The sequence below is a fragment of the Pseudomonas sp. AC255 genome, from assembly GCF_979258175.1.
The window spans coordinates 3,520,234-3,535,954 of sequence record NZ_OZ409841.1; the positions used below are offsets into that span (position 1 = coordinate 3,520,234).

At 60.1% G+C, this 15,721-nt stretch carries 16 protein-coding genes and 1 pseudogene; 12 read left to right on the forward strand and 5 right to left on the reverse strand.

Going from position 1 to position 15,721, the window contains the following annotated elements; translation table 11 throughout:
* Positions 1-123: 123 nt before the first annotated feature.
* Positions 124-732 carry a TetR/AcrR family transcriptional regulator gene (locus ACZZ0K_RS16005; protein ID WP_041479604.1) on the forward strand — a complete coding sequence of 203 codons (609 nt, stop codon included), beginning with the start codon at positions 124-126 and terminating at the stop codon, positions 730-732.
* A 128-nt stretch (positions 733-860) separates the two neighbouring features.
* Here the strand turns inward: ACZZ0K_RS16005 and ACZZ0K_RS16010 are convergent, their stop codons facing one another.
* Both ACZZ0K_RS16010 and ACZZ0K_RS16015 read right to left on the reverse strand, forming a co-directional pair.
* A complete protein-coding gene (locus ACZZ0K_RS16010) occupies positions 861-1,319 on the reverse strand; it encodes an REP-associated tyrosine transposase (protein ID WP_041479605.1) in 459 nt (152 codons plus the stop codon).
* Positions 1,320-1,531: 212 nt separating this feature from the next.
* Positions 1,532-1,972: a GlcG/HbpS family heme-binding protein gene (locus ACZZ0K_RS16015; protein WP_207807447.1), complete on the reverse strand. Its 441-nt coding sequence runs from the start codon at positions 1,970-1,972 to the stop codon at positions 1,532-1,534.
* A gap of 268 nt (positions 1,973-2,240) precedes the next feature.
* Between ACZZ0K_RS16015 and gcl the strand changes: the two genes are divergently transcribed.
* From gcl to ACZZ0K_RS16060, 9 genes are all read left to right on the forward strand, one after another.
* Positions 2,241-4,016 (forward strand): glyoxylate carboligase, encoded by a 1,776-nt coding sequence (gcl, locus tag ACZZ0K_RS16020; RefSeq protein ID WP_041479607.1) that lies wholly within the window; start codon positions 2,241-2,243, stop codon positions 4,014-4,016.
* 177 nt (positions 4,017-4,193) lie between these two features.
* On the forward strand, positions 4,194-4,976 hold the full coding sequence (gene hyi / locus ACZZ0K_RS16025) for a hydroxypyruvate isomerase (protein ID WP_258707792.1): 783 nt from the start codon (positions 4,194-4,196) through the stop codon (positions 4,974-4,976).
* 161 nt (positions 4,977-5,137) lie between these two features.
* Complete coding sequence (locus ACZZ0K_RS16030) at positions 5,138-6,031, forward strand: 2-hydroxy-3-oxopropionate reductase (RefSeq protein WP_258707791.1); 894 nt, start codon at positions 5,138-5,140, stop codon at positions 6,029-6,031.
* Between the two features lie 154 nt (positions 6,032-6,185).
* Complete coding sequence (locus tag ACZZ0K_RS16035; protein WP_071171467.1) at positions 6,186-7,460, forward strand: glycerate kinase type-2 family protein; 1,275 nt, start codon at positions 6,186-6,188, stop codon at positions 7,458-7,460.
* Positions 7,457-8,872: a pyruvate kinase gene (gene pyk, locus ACZZ0K_RS16040; RefSeq protein WP_252885578.1), complete on the forward strand. Its 1,416-nt coding sequence runs from the start codon at positions 7,457-7,459 to the stop codon at positions 8,870-8,872. Before ACZZ0K_RS16035 ends, pyk begins: the two co-directional genes overlap by 4 nt.
* 211 nt (positions 8,873-9,083) lie before the next feature.
* Positions 9,084-9,998, forward strand: coding sequence for an urea transporter (locus ACZZ0K_RS16045; RefSeq protein WP_252885577.1), 915 nt, complete (start codon positions 9,084-9,086; stop codon positions 9,996-9,998).
* Positions 9,999-10,019: 21 nt separating this feature from the next.
* Positions 10,020-10,844 carry an ion transporter gene (locus ACZZ0K_RS16050; RefSeq protein WP_041479613.1) on the forward strand — a complete coding sequence of 275 codons (825 nt, stop codon included), beginning with the start codon at positions 10,020-10,022 and terminating at the stop codon, positions 10,842-10,844.
* Between the two features lie 103 nt (positions 10,845-10,947).
* Entirely contained in the window at positions 10,948-11,946 is a 999-nt protein-coding gene (locus tag ACZZ0K_RS16055; RefSeq protein WP_056783861.1) for a sulfate ABC transporter substrate-binding protein, read from the forward strand.
* Between the two features lie 167 nt (positions 11,947-12,113).
* Positions 12,114-13,313, forward strand: a complete 1,200-nt coding sequence (locus tag ACZZ0K_RS16060; protein ID WP_252885576.1) for an MFS transporter — start codon at positions 12,114-12,116, stop codon at positions 13,311-13,313.
* A 112-nt stretch (positions 13,314-13,425) separates the two neighbouring features.
* Here ACZZ0K_RS16060 and ACZZ0K_RS16065 read toward each other — a convergent pair whose 3' ends face one another.
* Both ACZZ0K_RS16065 and ACZZ0K_RS16070 read right to left on the reverse strand, forming a co-directional pair.
* Positions 13,426-13,830 carry a type II toxin-antitoxin system HicB family antitoxin gene (locus tag ACZZ0K_RS16065; RefSeq protein ID WP_016771035.1) on the reverse strand — a complete coding sequence of 135 codons (405 nt, stop codon included), beginning with the start codon at positions 13,828-13,830 and terminating at the stop codon, positions 13,426-13,428.
* Entirely contained in the window at positions 13,830-14,042 is a 213-nt protein-coding gene (locus ACZZ0K_RS16070) for a type II toxin-antitoxin system HicA family toxin (protein ID WP_041479616.1), read from the reverse strand. The genes ACZZ0K_RS16065 and ACZZ0K_RS16070 overlap by 1 nt, the downstream gene beginning before the upstream one ends.
* A gap of 181 nt (positions 14,043-14,223) precedes the next feature.
* On the opposite strand from ACZZ0K_RS16070, the gene ACZZ0K_RS16075 reads away from it, so the two are divergent.
* On the forward strand, positions 14,224-14,691 hold the full coding sequence (locus ACZZ0K_RS16075; RefSeq protein WP_252885575.1) for a helix-turn-helix domain-containing protein: 468 nt from the start codon (positions 14,224-14,226) through the stop codon (positions 14,689-14,691).
* Positions 14,688-15,262: pseudogene (locus ACZZ0K_RS16080) on the forward strand (PIN domain-containing protein). The gene ACZZ0K_RS16075 and the pseudogene ACZZ0K_RS16080 overlap by 4 nt, the downstream one beginning before the upstream one ends.
* 45 nt (positions 15,263-15,307) lie before the next feature.
* Here the strand turns inward: ACZZ0K_RS16080 and ACZZ0K_RS16085 are convergent.
* Positions 15,308-15,712: a hypothetical protein gene (locus ACZZ0K_RS16085; RefSeq protein WP_016771039.1), complete on the reverse strand. Its 405-nt coding sequence runs from the start codon at positions 15,710-15,712 to the stop codon at positions 15,308-15,310.
* Between the last annotated feature and the right edge of the window lie 9 nt (positions 15,713-15,721).

The window sequence follows — 15,721 nt, forward strand, 5'->3', positions numbered from 1 at the left end:
CTTCTGTGTATGAATGTTGCCAAGCATAACGCGACCGCCGGCCACAGGCTGCATTGTTGAGCGCCGCTCAAGGCCGGTGCTACCATGCGCCACCGCCAGAACAGGCAAGGAACCACCGGGTTTATGAGCACAATCCGCGAGCGTAACAAAGAACTGATCCTGCGCGCCGCCAGCGAAGAGTTTGCCGACAAGGGCTTCGCGGCGACCAAAACCAGCGACATCGCCGCCAAGGCGGGATTGCCCAAGCCCAACGTCTACTACTACTTCAAATCCAAGGAAAACCTCTATCGCGAGGTGCTGGAAAGCATCATCGAGCCGATTCTGCAGGCCTCGACCCCGTTCAACCCGGACGGTGTGCCGAGCGAGGTGCTGAGCGGCTACATCCGCTCGAAGATCCGCATCTCCCGCGACCTGCCCTACGCCTCCAAGGTGTTCGCCAGCGAAATCATGCACGGCGCCCCGCACCTGAGCGCTGACCTGGTAGAGCAGCTCAACGCCCAGGCTAAACACAACATCGCCTGCATCCAGAGCTGGATCGACCGCGGCCAGATCGCCCCGATCGACCCCAACCACCTGATGTTCAGCATCTGGGCCGCGACCCAGACCTATGCCGACTTCGACTGGCAGATTTCCGCAGTGACCGGGAAAGACAAGCTTGATGAAGCCGATTATGAAGCGGCGGCGCAGACGATTATCCGGTTGGTGTTGAAGGGGTGTGAGCCGGATCGGTGAGATCGGGGGAACCGCTTCGCGAGCAGGCTCGCTCCCACAGGGGTTGTGGTGTCCAGACATTTTGTGTCCAATCCAAATCCACTGTGGGAGCGAGCCTGCTCGCGAATGGCCGCACCGCAGATCTCAACTCATAACCAGATCGAATCCCACAACGGATAGTCGCCAAGGCTTTTGACCAGCCCTGCCCGCAATGGGTTGGCAATGACATACCTAGCCATCTTCACCAGATTCTCCTCTTTACGCAGTGCCCGGTCATGGAAGCCAGGTTGCCAAAGGCTGGACTTTCTACCGGTCGAAAGCTTTACCGCTTTGGTGCTGAGGGATTTAGTTCGCTGCATCAATTCGCCGAGCGAGCCACTCTTCAATTCAATCAGCCAGTGAAAATGATCTGGCATTACGACCCAAGCCAGAGAATTGGCCAATCCCGTTTCCTCAGCTGCCCGAAATTGGTTTACAAGCAATCTGCCGAGGAAGAAATCGCTGAATACAGGTTCTCTCCCGGCGGTATTGGCGGTCAGAAGGTAAATGCGGTTGTGTTCTGAATAGCGTCCGATGCGCAAGCGATGTGAAGCAGATAAACCCGGCATTCCGTTGCCTTCTCATATGTTGATCATGAGAAGGCTAGCCGTGGAGATGGCAAAGGGAGCGCCAGACTTTTAGCAAGATGTGTAGCGCAGATCGTATTCGCGAGCAGGCTCGCTCCCACAGTGGGCTTCAGGTGTTCAGACATTTTGTGTCCAACCCTGATCCAATGGGGGAGCGAGCCTGCTCGCGAAAGCGGTTATTCAGACACTGACATTCAGCCAACCACCCCGCCATCCGCCCTCAAATCCAGCGCTTCCACCGCTCTGATCGCCACCTGCTCATCCACATCCGACAAATCCCCACTGATCCCGATCGCGCCCAGCACTTCACCGGCCTGGTTGCGAATCAACACGCCACCCGGGGCCGGCACAACGCTGCCCTGCCCCATGCTGTTCAACGAAGAAAAAAACGCCGGGCGTTGTTGCGCGTCCTGGGCGAGCAGGCGGGAGCCTTTACCCAGGGCGATGGCGCCCCAGGCTTTGCCGATGGCGATGTCGGGGCGCAGCAGGCTGGCGCCGTCTTCGCGTTGCAGGGCGATCAGGTGGCCGCCGGTATCGAGTACCGCGATGGTCAGCGGTGCGGCGTTGATACCGCGTCCTGCGTTGATGGCTTCGCTGACCAGGTTGACTGCGACTTTCAAGGTTAAAGCGCTCATGGTGCCGTCCTCATTTTGTTATAGGGAAAGTCGTGGGACTGCGCGTTTGTGCCGCAGTCCGATGCCACAAATAGAACACAATTAGTAATTTTTTTGTATACAATAATTCTCGAAAAGCGCTACATGCGACGAAAAGCCACAGCACATCGGGCTTCCGACGAATGAAACAGGCGCTTGAGAAAATGGATTGACCTGCGCCGTCCGCCGTGAATACACTCTGCGCAAAGCCACTTGTATACAATTACAAAACGTAAAGAGGCACAAAACCATGAGCAAAATGAGAGCAATCGAAGCCGCCGTTCTGGTGATGCGCCGTGAAGGGGTTGATACCGCTTTTGGCATCCCGGGCGCTGCCATCAACCCGCTGTACTCCGCCTTGCAGAAAGTCGGTGGCATCGATCACGTCCTTGCTCGCCACGTTGAAGGCGCCTCGCACATGGCCGAGGGCTACACCCGCACCAAGGCCGGCAATATCGGCGTGTGCATCGGCACGTCCGGCCCGGCCGGCACCGACATGGTCACCGGGCTCTACAGCGCCTCGGCCGACTCGATTCCAATCCTCTGCATCACCGGGCAAGCACCCCGCGCCCGGATGCACAAGGAAGATTTCCAGGCTGTCGACATCACCAGCATCGTCAAGCCAGTGACCAAGTGGGCAACCACGGTTCTGGAGCCGGGCCAGGTGCCTTACGCGTTCCAGAAAGCCTTTTATGAAATGCGCTCCGGGCGTCCAGGCCCGGTGCTGATCGATCTGCCGTTCGACGTGCAGATGGCCGAGATCGAATTCGACATCGATGCTTACCAACCGCTGCCATTGGCCAAACCGACCGCAACCCGCGTACAGGTCGAGAAGGCTCTGGCGCTGCTGGATCAGGCCGAGCGTCCATTGCTGGTCGCCGGTGGTGGCATCATCAATGCCGACGCCAGCGACCTGCTGGTCGAGTTCGCTGAGCTGACCGGCATCCCGGTTATTCCAACCCTGATGGGCTGGGGCACCATCCCTGACGATCACCCGCTGATGGTCGGCATGGTTGGTCTGCAGACTTCGCACCGTTACGGCAACGCGACGATGCTCAAATCCGACGTGGTACTGGGCATCGGCAACCGCTGGGCCAACCGTCACACCGGTTCGGTTGACGTGTACACCGAAGGCCGCAAGTTCATTCACGTCGACATCGAGGGCACGCAGATCGGCCGCGTGTTCACCCCGGATCTGGGCATCGTTTCCGACGCCGCTGCCGCGCTGACCGTGTTCATCGAAGTGGCCCGTGAATGGCAAGCCGCCGGCAAGCTGAAAAACCGCAGTGCCTGGCTGCAGGATTGCCAGCAGCGCAAGGCCAGCCTGCATCGCAAGACCCACTTCGACAACGTGCCGGTCAAGCCGCAGCGCGTCTACGAAGAAATGAACCAGGTGTTCGGCAAGGACACCTGCTACGTCAGCACCATTGGTCTGTCGCAGATTGCCGGCGCGCAGTTCCTGCACGTCTACAAGCCGCGTCACTGGATCAACTGTGGCCAGGCCGGCCCGTTGGGCTGGACCATTCCGGCGGCGCTGGGCGTGGTCAAGGCCGATCCGAGCCGGAAAGTCGTGGCCCTGTCGGGGGACTATGATTTCCAGTTCATGATCGAAGAACTGGCGGTCGGCGCTCAGTTCAAACTGCCGTACATCCACGTCGTGGTGAACAACTCGTACCTGGGCCTGATCCGTCAGGCCCAGCGCGGGTTCGAAATGGACTACTGCGTGCAGCTGTCCTTCGATAACCTCAATGCGCCGGAACTCAACGGTTACGGGGTTGACCACATCGCAGTCGCCGAAGGCCTCGGCTGCAAGGCACTGCGTGTGTTCGAACCGTCGGAAATCGCCCCTGCCCTGCGCAAGGCCGAACAGATGATCGAAGAGTTCAAGGTGCCGGTGATCGTCGAGATCATTCTGGAGCGTGTGACCAACATCTCCATGGGTACCGAGATCAACGCGGTCAACGAGTTCGAGGACCTGGCACTGGTCGGCAACGATGCGCCGACGGCGATTTCGTTGCTCGATTGATTGCTTTTAGCCCCTCTCCCTCTGGGAGAGGGCTGGGGTGAGGGAAAGGTTTTGCGGTGTTCGCACAATCGGGATCTGACTCAGGATTCCCCCTCACCCTAACCCTCTCCCCAAGGAGAGGGGACTGATCGCGTTCAGTCTGACCTACCGTGCCTCATCAGTTTTTAGGAGACCACCATGCCGCGTTTCGCAGCCAACCTGTCCATGCTGTTCACCGAACAGGATTTCCTTGCCCGTTTCGACGCCGCCGCCAAGGCCGGTTTCAGTGGCGTGGAATACCTGTTCCCGTACGACTTCAGCTCGGCTGAAATCAAGGCAAAACTCGAGGCCAACGGGCTGACCCAAGTGCTGTTCAACCTGCCGGCCGGTGACTGGGCCAAGGGCGAGCGTGGCATCGCCTGCCTGCCGGATCGGGTCGAAGAGTTCCGCGCCGGGGTCGATCTGGCGATCGCCTACGCACAAGTGCTGGGCAACACCCAGGTCAACTGCCTGGCCGGTATCCGCCCGCAAGGCGTTGACGATGCCACTGTGGAAAAGACCTTTGTCGCCAACCTCAAATACGCCGCCGACAAGCTGCAAGCGGCGGGCATCAAACTGGTAATGGAAGCGATCAACACCCGCGACATTCCCGGTTTCTACCTGAACAACACGGCGCAAGCCCTGTCGATTCGCGAGCAGGTCGGCAGCGTCAATCTGTTCCTGCAATACGACATCTATCACATGCAAATCATGGAAGGCGATCTGGCCCGCACCCTGCAATCGCACCTGGGCGAGATCAACCACGTGCAACTCGCGGACAACCCGGGGCGCAACGAGCCGGGCACCGGTGAGATCAACTACCGCTTCCTGTTCGAACACCTTGATCGCATCGGTTATCAGGGTTGGGTGGGTTGCGAGTACAAACCGCTGACCACCACCGAAGCGGGCCTGGGTTGGTTGAAATCACACAACGCAATCTAAGAAACACAGCAAATCCCTGTGGGAGCGAGCCTGCTCGCGAATGCGGTGGTTCAGTCAACACGGATATTGAATGTTCCACCGCATTCGCGAGCAGGCTCGCTCCCACATGAAAAGCAGCTCCCCTATTTGCTTGAGCACGACAAAAACAAGAGGATTTTCTCATGGCTAAAATCGGATTCATCGGCACCGGCATCATGGGCCACCCAATGGCGGCGAACCTGCAGAAAGCCGGTCACAGCCTGTTCCTGTCGCAACACCACGACGCGGCCCCGGCCGACCTCGTCGCCGCTGGCGCCGTCGCCCTGGCCAACCCGCGCGAAGTGGCGCAGGAAGCCGAATTCATCATCGTCATGGTTCCGGACACCCCGCAGGTCGACGACGTGCTGTTCCGCGCCGACGGCGTCGCGGCCGGTATCGGCAAGGGCAAAGTCGTGATCGACATGAGCTCGATTTCGCCGACCGCCACCAAAGCCTTCGCGGCGAAGATCAACGAAAAAGGCGCGCAGTACCTCGACGCGCCAGTGTCCGGCGGTGAAGTCGGCGCCAAGGCCGCAACCCTGAGCATCATGGTCGGTGGCGACGCCGATGCCTTCGAACGCACCCTGCCGCTGTTCCAGGCCATGGGCAAGAACATCACCCTGGTTGGTGGCAATGGCGACGGCCAGACCGCCAAAGTGGCGAACCAGATCATCGTCGCGCTGAACATCCAGGCCGTAGCCGAAGCCCTGCTGTTCGCCTCGAAAAACGGTGCCGATCCGGCCAAGGTGCGTGAAGCGCTGATGGGCGGTTTCGCTTCTTCGAAGATCCTCGAAGTGCACGGCGAGCGCATGATCAAGGGAACCTTCGACCCGGGCTTCCGCATCAGCCTGCACCAGAAGGACCTGAACCTGGCCCTGCAAGGCGCCAAGGAGCTGAACATCAACCTGCCGAACACCGCCAATGCCCAGCAGGTATTCAGCACCTGCGCGGCCATCGGCGGCAGCAACTGGGACCACTCGGCGCTGATCAAGGGCCTGGAGCACATGGCCAATTTCTCGATTCGCGACAAAAAATAAAGTCTGCACAAAACCCTGTGGGAGCGAGCCTGCTCGCGAAAGCGGCTTCACATTCAACATCCATGTTGGCTGACATACCGCGTTCGCGAGCAGGCTCGCTCCCACAAGGGTTCCGAGTTGCCCTTTCGAATAACAAGAATTCCGGGAGCCCGCCATGTCGGTCGATCCGCAACAACTGCTGCGCGAGCTGTTTGCCACAGCCATCGACGCGGCCCATCCGAACCAAGTCCTCGAAGCCCATTTGCCTGCCGATCGCACGGGTCGGGTTATCGTCATCGGTGCCGGCAAAGCCGCTGCCGCCATGGCGCAAGTGGTCGAGCGCTGCTGGGAGGGTGAAGTCACCGGCCTGGTGGTGACCCGCTACGGCCACGGCGCTCCGTGCGAAAAAATCGAAGTGGTCGAAGCCGCGCACCCGGTGCCGGATGCGGCCGGGCTGGCCGTGGCCAAACGCGTGCTGGAGCTGGTCAGCAACCTGACTGAAGACGACCGCGTGATCTTTCTGCTTTCCGGCGGCGGCTCTGCCCTGCTCGCCCTGCCGGCCGAAGGCATCACCCTCGCTGACAAGCAGTCGATCAACAAAGCCCTGCTCAAATCCGGTGCGACCATCGGCGAGATGAACTGCGTGCGCAAGCACCTCTCGGCGATCAAGGGTGGCCGCCTCGGCAAGGCCTGCTGGCCGGCGACGGTTTACACCTACGCGATTTCCGATGTGCCCGGCGACCTCGCCACCGTCATCGCGTCCGGGCCGACCGTGGCCGATCCAAGCACCTCAGCCGAAGCACTGGCGATCATCAAGCGCTACGGCATCGACATTCCCGCCTCCGTGCGTACCTGGCTGCAAAGCCCGGAATCGGAAACCGTCAAACCCGGCGATCCGAGTCTGGCGCGCAGTCATTTCCAGTTGATCGCCCGCCCGCAGCAGTCGCTGGACGCGGCGGCGGTGAAGTGCCGTCAGGCCGGTTTCAGCACCTTGATTCTCGGCGACCTCGAAGGCGAATCCCGTGAAGTGGCGAAGGTCCACGCCGGCATCGCCCGACAGATCATCAATCACGGCCAGCCACTGGCGGCGCCGTGCGTGATTCTTTCTGGCGGTGAGACCACGGTAACCGTGCGCGGCAATGGCCGTGGCGGACGCAACGCCGAATTCCTCCTCAGCCTGACCGACAGCCTCAAGGGCCAGCCCGGCGTCTACGCACTGGCCGGCGACACCGATGGCATCGACGGCTCGGAAGACAACGCCGGCGCGATCATGACCCCGGACAGCTACGCCCGCGCAGCCGCCCTCGGTCTGAGCGCCAGCGACGAGCTGGATAACAACAACGGCTACGGCTACTTCCAGGCGCTCGATGCGCTGATCGTCACCGAGCCGACCCGCACCAATGTCAACGACTTCCGCGCCATTCTGATCCTTGAGAACTGCAAATCATGACGCCTGATAAAAAGGTCAAAATCCTCGCCACCCTCGGCCCTGCGGTCGATGGTATCGACGACATCCGCGAGCTGGTCGAGGCCGGGGTCAACATCTTCCGCCTGAATTTCAGCCATGGCGATCACGCCGACCACGCCAAGCGCTATCAATGGATCCGCGAAGTCGAGCGCCAGCTCAACTACCCGCTGGGCATTCTCATGGATCTGCAAGGACCGAAACTGCGTGTCGGCAAATTCGCTGATGGCAAGGTGCAGCTGCATCGCGGTCAGGCGTTCCGCTTGGATCTTGATACGACACCGGGCGATGAGCGCCGGGTCAACCTGCCGCATCCGGAAATCATTGCCGCGCTGGAAGCGGGCATGGATCTGCTGCTCGACGACGGCAAGCTGCGTCTGCGCGTGGTCACCAAGTACAACGATGCGATCGACACCAGCGTGCTCAACGGCGGTGAACTGTCTGATCGCAAAGGTGTGAACGTGCCGCAAGCGGTGTTGGACTTGAGCCCGCTGACCGCCAAGGATCGCCGCGATCTGAGCTTCGGCCTGGAATTGGGTGTGGACTGGGTCGCGCTGTCGTTCGTACAGCGCCCGCAGGACATTGTCGAAGCCCGCGCATTGATCGGCGACAAGGCGTTTCTGATGGCGAAAATCGAGAAGCCTTCGGCGGTCGAGCAATTGCGTGAGATTGCTGAGTTGAGCGACGCGATCATGGTCGCGCGCGGCGATCTTGGTGTGGAAGTGCCGGCGGAGAGCGTGCCGCAGATTCAGAAAAACATCATCACCACCTGCCGCGCGCTGGGCAAACCGGTGGTGGTGGCGACGCAGATGCTCGAGTCAATGCGCTTCTCCCCTGCCCCAACCCGTGCCGAGGTGACTGACGTCGCCAACGCCGTGGCCGAAGGCGCCGATGCGGTGATGCTCTCGGCGGAGACCGCGTCCGGCGAATACCCGCTGGAAGCCGTGCAGATGATGAGCAAGATCATCCGTCAAGTTGAGAACGGCCCGGATTATCAGACCCAGCTTGACGTCAGCCGACCGAAAGCCGAGGCGACGGTTTCCGATGCGATCAGCTGTGCGATCCGCCGGATCAGCAACGTGCTGCCGGTGGCGGTGCTGGTCAATTACAGCGAGTCCGGCGCCTCGACGCTGCGCGCATCCCGGGAACGGCCGAAAGCACCGATCCTCAATCTGACGCCGAACCTGCAAACGGCGCGGCGCTTGAGCGTGGCGTGGGGCATTCATTCGGTGGTCAACGATCGCCTGCGTCAGGTCGACGAAGTCTGCTCGACCGCACTGGAGATTGCTCAGGCGCAAGGCATGGCCGAGCGTGGCGACACGCTGCTGATCACCGCCGGCGTGCCGTTCGGGCAGCCGGGATCGACCAATTCGCTGCGCATTGAGACGTTGATCTGACCCACCATAGAAGTGGGTGCATAAGCTTGTGGCGAGGGGATTTATCCCCGTTGGGCTGCGAAGCGGCCCCCCATCGGAGAATGCGGTTTCTCTGTGGAAACCGTCACACCCTCAAAAGCGACGACTGCTGCGCAGCCGAACGGGGATAAATCCCCTCGCCACAGGGACTTGCAAGACCTTTTGATGTTCCAACTGCCCAGATTTTCTCAACATGCCTGCCAATCACTTCAACACCCACTGCCCCGACTGGGCCGAGGCTTTGCTCAACGGTTTCAGTCAGATTTTCTTCCAGCGCCATCCGCTGTGCGGCCTGCTGTGTCTGTTGGCGATTCTGCTGACGGCGCCGGTGCTGTTCGCCGGGGCGCTGCTCGGTGGCGTTGCCGGTCTGCTCACCGCGCAGCGGCGCAACTACGCCAAGGCCGATCGCCAGGCCGGACTGTTCAGCTACAACGGCGTGCTGCTGGGCCTGCTGCTGAGCCTGTATTTCCCTTGGTCGCCACTGCTGCCGCCGTTGATTCTTGCGGCGGGCGGCTTGAGCGCGATGCTCACTCAGCAATGGCTCAAACACGTGTACCGCAGTCGCTCCGTACCGGCCTACACCTCGCCGTTCGTGGCGATAAGTTGGGTGCTGCTGGTGTTCACCGAACCGGCCACGCCGATGGCATCGCCCGACCTGAACACGACAAATCTGCTGGCCGCTGAACTGCGCGGATTCGGCCAGGTGATGTTTCTCGACCATCCATTGGCCGGGGCGTTGATCGCCAGCGGTTTGCTGCTCGCCGATCGCCGCGCGTTCTGCTGGGCGCTGCTGGCGTCGGCGATCGGCCTCGGCTCGAGTCTGCTGCACCACGACACGTCCGCCGCACTGCTCGGGCTCGGTGGCTACAACGCTGTACTCGCCGCCCTCGCCTTCAGCGCTCAGCGACAAAATCCGTGGCTGCCGCTGCTCGCCATTGTCCTGGCCTTGCTGGTGACGCCGCTGTTTGCCGCCCTCGGGCTGGCCACGCTGACCGCGCCGTTCATCCTCGCCTGCTGGTTGATTCGTGCCAGCATTCAAATGCTTGGCAAAGCGTCGCTCGCGCATGAGTCTTGCGCTCATGAGGAGAATCACCCTAGGCTGCGCTGATCTTCGATTCAGGCGTTATCCATGGACAGCAGCAACAATTGGCGCGAACGGCTTTACGTCATGATTTTCCAGAGCGACACCCCGGCCGGGCGTCGCTTCGACGGCATTCTGCTGTTGATCATCCTCGCCAGTCTGGTGATCGTGATGCTCGACAGTATCGACAGCATCCACCGTAATTACGCCGACGTTCTGGCCTATATAGAGTGGGGCTTCACGGCGATCTTCCTCGGCGAATACATCCTGCGTCTGTACTGCTCGCCCAAGCCGCTGCGCTATGCCTTCAGCTTTTATGGCCTGGTGGATCTGCTGGCGATCGTGCCGGGCATCCTCGCCCTGTACTACAGCGATGCGCAGTATCTGCTGATCATCCGCATCATTCGGATGCTGCGGATTTTCCGCGTGCTCAAGCTCAGCCCGTATCTCAAGCAAGCCAACTATCTGATGTCGGCGCTGCGTGGCAGCAAGCAGAAAATCGTCGTGTTTCTGGTCAGCGTGTGCACGCTGGTGACGGTGTTCGGCACGCTGATGTACGTGATCGAAGGCCCGGAGCATGGCTTCACCAGCATTCCCAAGGGCATCTATTGGGCAATCGTGACGTTGACCACTGTGGGCTTCGGCGACATCGTGCCGAAGACGCCGCTGGGTCAGGTGATCTCCTCGCTGGTGATGATCACCGGTTACTCGATCATCGCCGTGCCCACGGGGATTTTTACCGCAGAACTGGCCAATGCCATGCGCGGCGAACAGCTGCAACATGACTGCCCGGGCTGTCAGAAAAAGAGCCATGAACAGAGCGCAGCGTTCTGTTCGCGCTGCGGCAGTCAGCTGTTCAAGAAAGTGGAATAAGCACAGAGCTTTTTAATCTTTAAGCGACTATGCGAGGCCCGCTATAGTCGCTGGCAAATCGCCTCATTTTTGACACGACACCCCACAGAACAAGGAATGCGCAGTGAAAAAACTCTTTGGCGCCTCACTTCTCGCCGCCGGCCTGGCCTTGGCCAACATCGCCCAGGCAGCACCGACGCTGCTCAACGTTTCCTACGACGTGATGCGCGATTTCTACAAGGACTACAACACTGCGTTCCAGAAGCACTGGCAAGCCGAGCACAACGAAAACATCACCGTGCAGATGTCCTTCGGCGGCTCGAGCAAGCAGGCGCGTTCGGTGATCGACGGCCTGCCGGCTGACGTCATCACCATGAACATGGCCACCGACATCAATGCCCTCGCCGACAACGGCAAACTGGTCCCGGACAATTGGGTCACGCGCCTGCCGAACAACAGCGCACCGTTTACCTCGGCCACGGTGTTCATCGTCCGCAAGGGCAATCCAAAAGCGCTGAAAGACTGGCCGGACCTGCTCAAGGACGGCGTACAGGTGATCGTGCCGAACCCGAAAACTTCCGGTAACGGCCGCTACACCTACCTGTCGGCCTGGGGCTATGTGCTGAAAAACGGTGGCGACGAGAACAAGGCCAAGGACTTCGTCGGCAAGCTGTTCAAGCAGGCGCCGGTGCTCGACACCGGTGGCCGCGCCGCCACCACCACGTTCATGACCAACCAGATCGGCGACGTGCTGGTGACCTTCGAAAACGAAGCGGAAATGATCGCCCGCGAGTTCGGTCGCGATCAGTTCGAAGTCATCTACCCGACCGTCTCAGCGGAAGCCGAGCCCCCGGTTTCGGTGGTCGATAAAGTCGTCGACAAGAAAGGCTCGCGCGCTGCGGCTGACGAGTATCTGAAATACCTGTGGTCGCCGGAAGGACAGGAAATTGCGGCGGCCAACTACCTGCGCCCGCGTGACCCGGCGGTGCTGGCGAAGTACACCGACCGTTTCCCGAAAGTCGACTTCCTTTCGGTGGAGAAGACCTTTGGTGACTGGCGCACGGTGCAGAAAACCCACTTCAATGATGGTGGCGTGTTTGATCAGATTTACAGCGGGCAGTAAGGCTTGATCTGAAAAAATCAAAAGGCGACCCACCGGGTCGCCTTTTTGTTGCGTGGGAATACCGGTCATTACACTGCGTAATAACAGTTATCATCCGAAAACGTCTTCTGCCAGTCCACGTTGTCCATTAGCCTCAGCGCTTTCCTGTGCCCGACCCGAGATCCCCTATGACCACCACTCCTCACGCAATGACCCGAGGCATGGTCCTGCTGTTCGCGTTCTGCTGCGGCGCCATTGTTGCCAACATCTACTACGCACAGCCGATCATCGGCCTGATCGCGCCGGACATCGGCCTCTCCGACACCATGGCCAGTTTCATCGTTTCGCTGACCCAGATCGGTTACGCGTTGGGCCTGTTTTTTCTGGTGCCGCTGGGGGATCTGCTGGAGAACCGTCGGCTGATGATCACCACCACGGTCGTGGCGATCGCCAGTCTGCTTGGCGCCGCGTTCACTGAACAGCCGAACGTATTTCTGCTGATCTCACTGCTGGTCGGGTTCAGCTCGGTGTCGGTGCAGATCCTGATTCCGCTGGCCGCGCATCTGGCGCCGGAAGAGTCCCGTGGTCGCGTGGTGGGCGGGATCATGGGCGGTTTGCTGCTGGGTATTCTGTTGGCGCGGCCGGTGTCGAGTGTGGTCGCCGATCACCTCGGCTGGCGCGCCATGTTCATGATCGCCGCGGCGTTGATGGCGGCAATCAGCGTGGTGCTGGCACTGACCGTGCCCAAGCGCCAGCCAGATCACAGCGCTACTTATGGCCAATTGATCGGCTCGCTGTGGACGCTGCTGCGCCAGCAACCGGTGCTGCGTCAGCGGGCGTTTTATCAGGGCTGCATGTTCGCCACGTTCAGCCTGTTCTGGACCGCCGTGCCGCTGGAGCTGGCACGCAACCATGGCCTGTCGCAAAGCGAAATTGCGATCTTCGCTCTGGTGGGCGCGATCGGTGCCATCGCCGCGCCAATCAGCGGCCGCCTCGCTGATGCCGGCCACACACGCATCGCCTCGCTGCTGGCCATGCTGTTCGCCAGCGTGAGCTTTCTCCCCGCCTTCATTCACCCGGCCTACAGCGTCATCGGCCTGGCCGTGACCGGCGTGGTGCTGGACTTCTGCGTGCAGATGAACATGGTCCTCGGCCAACGCGCGGTGTACTCGCTGGACGCGAAAAGTCGTGGCCGTTTGAACGCGCTGTACATGACCAGCATCTTCATCGGCGGCGCCTTCGGCTCGTCGGTGGCCAGCGCGGTGTACGAGCATGGCGGCTGGTTGTGGATCGTGATTGTCGGCAGCGTGTTTCCGTTGCTGGCGTTGTTGCGGTTTTTGAGTGCATCGCAAAACGCTGCGCTGGCGCAGCGAAAAGTCGCGTCCTGACGCGATGTCATAGTGGGAGCGAGCCTGCTCACGAAGGCGGTGTGTCAGCCATAGATCAGTGCCTGACCTGACGCCTTCGCGAGCAGGCTCGCTCCCACAATTGGACGTACCTTCAATACCGAACCAGTTTCTCCATCGCCGCATCCGCCAGAAACGAGGAGCGGCTTTTGACGTTATGCTCGCGTACATAGCGATCAATACGCTGAATCACATAGCCGGGCAGCGTAACGTTGACCTTTTCGGTCTTGCCCAGGTACGGCGAGATATCCAGCTCCAGCATGCCCCAGCCCATCTCGGCAAAATCCGGATGATTGCGATGCGCCGCTGCCGAGGTCGGCATCGGAATCGCCTGACCGGCCGCCGCGATCTCCTGCAGCATGAGGTGAGCCACTTCCACGGCCGCGTTGTAGGCCTCCTCAAAGCTGTCCCCGGCCGTGACTGCGCCGGGAATATCGGGGATCTGAATGCCGATGGCAGTGTTCTCGTCACCCCACTCGATGCAGATGGGATATTGCATTACGGATCTCCTTCATGACGGGTTGGCGGGCTGAATAACCCCGCGCGCCGCCGAATGCTTTTGACTGTCCCCAGCGGTAAATCCTTTTTCGGATGCGGGACGGCAATCGTGTTCGGGTTGTAACGATGAGTGAAGATGTAATGACTGCCCGCAACCCGATCCAGCGTCCAGCCCGCCTCCTCCAGCTCCTTCATCAATAGCCTGCTCTGCACCAACCGCCTCCTTGGCCTGGCCCATTAAAAGTAACTCTAGAGTTATCTTTACTCAAGCACAGAATAGGACGGGGTGGTTGGTAGTTTTACAAAGTATTCCTGCACCCGTTTCGTTTATTGCGAATTTCGTTTAATTCGAATAACGTCGACACATCCTTCCATAGAATGCTGGAACAGTCTTATGACCATCGCTACTCCATCTGCCATCAACCTGCCTGTCGAACGAGAGGTCAACGCCGCGATTGAAGGCCAGCGCGCCCTGAGCGCCTTCCTCACAACCGCTTTTGAAACTCAGCGAATCCAGATTTTTGATGAACAGAACGAAGCCCACAGCGTCGAGCTGCCAACATCGGCGTTGCGCTTGCTGAGCGATATCCTCGCGGCGCTGGCGCAGGGCAACGCGGTGAAGGTGGTACCGATCCACGCGGAGCTGACCACGCAGGAAGCTGCCGATCTGCTCAACGTCTCACGTCCGCACATGATCAAACTGCTGGAGAGCGGTGAGATTTCCTACCACAAAACAGGCAAGCACCGACGTGTGCGTTTTGCTGATCTGATGGAATATAAAACCCGGCGAGACACCGCCAGCGAGCAGGCAATGATGCTTCTCGCGGAGCAGGCACAGGCGCTAAGGACAGGATACGAGTGAGGCATTCCTCTTTCACTGCTGTATACGATGCATGCGTTTTATATCCGGCCCCTCTAAGAGATTTCCTGATGTGGCTCGCACTGTCAGGGTGTATCGGGCTCGCTGGACTCAGGAAATACACCACGAATGGAAGCGTAACTTATTGAAGAACAGGTCCGACCTGACCCTCGAACAACTCGATCGCACATCGCAATTGATGGACCTGGCCATTCCAGACGCGTGTATCGATGGCTATGAAGACTTGGTGTCAGGCCTGACACTGCCTGATGAGAACGATCGCCATGTTCTAGCGGCCGCAATCCGATGCGGTGCCGATGTAATAGTGACGTTCAACCTGAAAGATTTCCCCACCCGTCACCTCGCGCCATACGGCATTGAAGCTCAGCACCCGGATGAGTTTGTGGAAAACCTTTTCCATCTTGATTCGGCTGCCGTCGTCGCTGCGGCTCAAAGCCAGCGACGGCAATTGAAAACGCCCAGTGTGGAGGTGGACAAATATCTTGGCTTTCTCCAACGGCAAGGATTGGTCGAGTCGGTAAAGGCGTTAGGTAACTATCGTGCGATTCTCTGAAAATCAGACGCAAAAAAAACGGCGATCCCAAGATCGCCGTTTCTCTTACTGCCCGAACTTCTTGCCCAACCCCGGCGGGACGCCGTGGATGTTGGTGTCTTCCCACGGGCCGTTGGGGCTGACCGAGCGGCTCCAGCCGTTGTTCCAGCGGTAGTAGGTGCGCTGGCGGTAGAAGGTGTTGGTCTGGTCGTCGAGCACGTAGACGCCGAGCTTCTGGTCCCAGTGGCTGTTGCCGCCCGGTGGCGGGGCGAAGCTGGCCGAGGTGCGGGGCACGGGCTTGGCGGGTTTGGCCGGGATGCTCTTGCCGGGGCTCGGCGAGGTCGACGGGGTCGGGCTTGGCTGCGAGGGCGGGATTGGCGGCAGGCTGGTGGTCGGTTCCGGGCGTTGTACCGCACATGCACTCAAGCCCAGGGCCAGTGTGAGGACTGTGATGCGGGCGATGGTGTGCATGGCGGTGCT

Coding starts and splice junctions, on each gene's coding strand:
- ACZZ0K_RS16015 (WP_207807447.1), bottom strand. CDS start 1,972: ATGAGCGCTTTAACCTTGAAAGTCGCAGTCAACCTGGTCAGCGAAGCC.
- ACZZ0K_RS16050 (WP_041479613.1), top strand. CDS start 10,020: ATGGACAGCAGCAACAATTGGCGCGAACGGCTTTACGTCATGATTTTC.
- pyk (WP_252885578.1), top strand. CDS start 7,457: ATGACGCCTGATAAAAAGGTCAAAATCCTCGCCACCCTCGGCCCTGCG.
- hyi (WP_258707792.1), top strand. CDS start 4,194: ATGCCGCGTTTCGCAGCCAACCTGTCCATGCTGTTCACCGAACAGGAT.
- ACZZ0K_RS16075 (WP_252885575.1), top strand. CDS start 14,224: ATGACCATCGCTACTCCATCTGCCATCAACCTGCCTGTCGAACGAGAG.
- gcl (WP_041479607.1), top strand. CDS start 2,241: ATGAGCAAAATGAGAGCAATCGAAGCCGCCGTTCTGGTGATGCGCCGT.
- ACZZ0K_RS16010 (WP_041479605.1), bottom strand. CDS start 1,319: ATGCCGGGTTTATCTGCTTCACATCGCTTGCGCATCGGACGCTATTCA.
- ACZZ0K_RS16060 (WP_252885576.1), top strand. CDS start 12,114: ATGACCACCACTCCTCACGCAATGACCCGAGGCATGGTCCTGCTGTTC.
- ACZZ0K_RS16005 (WP_041479604.1), top strand. CDS start 124: ATGAGCACAATCCGCGAGCGTAACAAAGAACTGATCCTGCGCGCCGCC.
- ACZZ0K_RS16085 (WP_016771039.1), bottom strand. CDS start 15,712: ATGCACACCATCGCCCGCATCACAGTCCTCACACTGGCCCTGGGCTTG.
- ACZZ0K_RS16035 (WP_071171467.1), top strand. CDS start 6,186: ATGTCGGTCGATCCGCAACAACTGCTGCGCGAGCTGTTTGCCACAGCC.
- ACZZ0K_RS16065 (WP_016771035.1), bottom strand. CDS start 13,830: ATGCAATATCCCATCTGCATCGAGTGGGGTGACGAGAACACTGCCATC.
- ACZZ0K_RS16045 (WP_252885577.1), top strand. CDS start 9,084: ATGCCTGCCAATCACTTCAACACCCACTGCCCCGACTGGGCCGAGGCT.
- ACZZ0K_RS16030 (WP_258707791.1), top strand. CDS start 5,138: ATGGCTAAAATCGGATTCATCGGCACCGGCATCATGGGCCACCCAATG.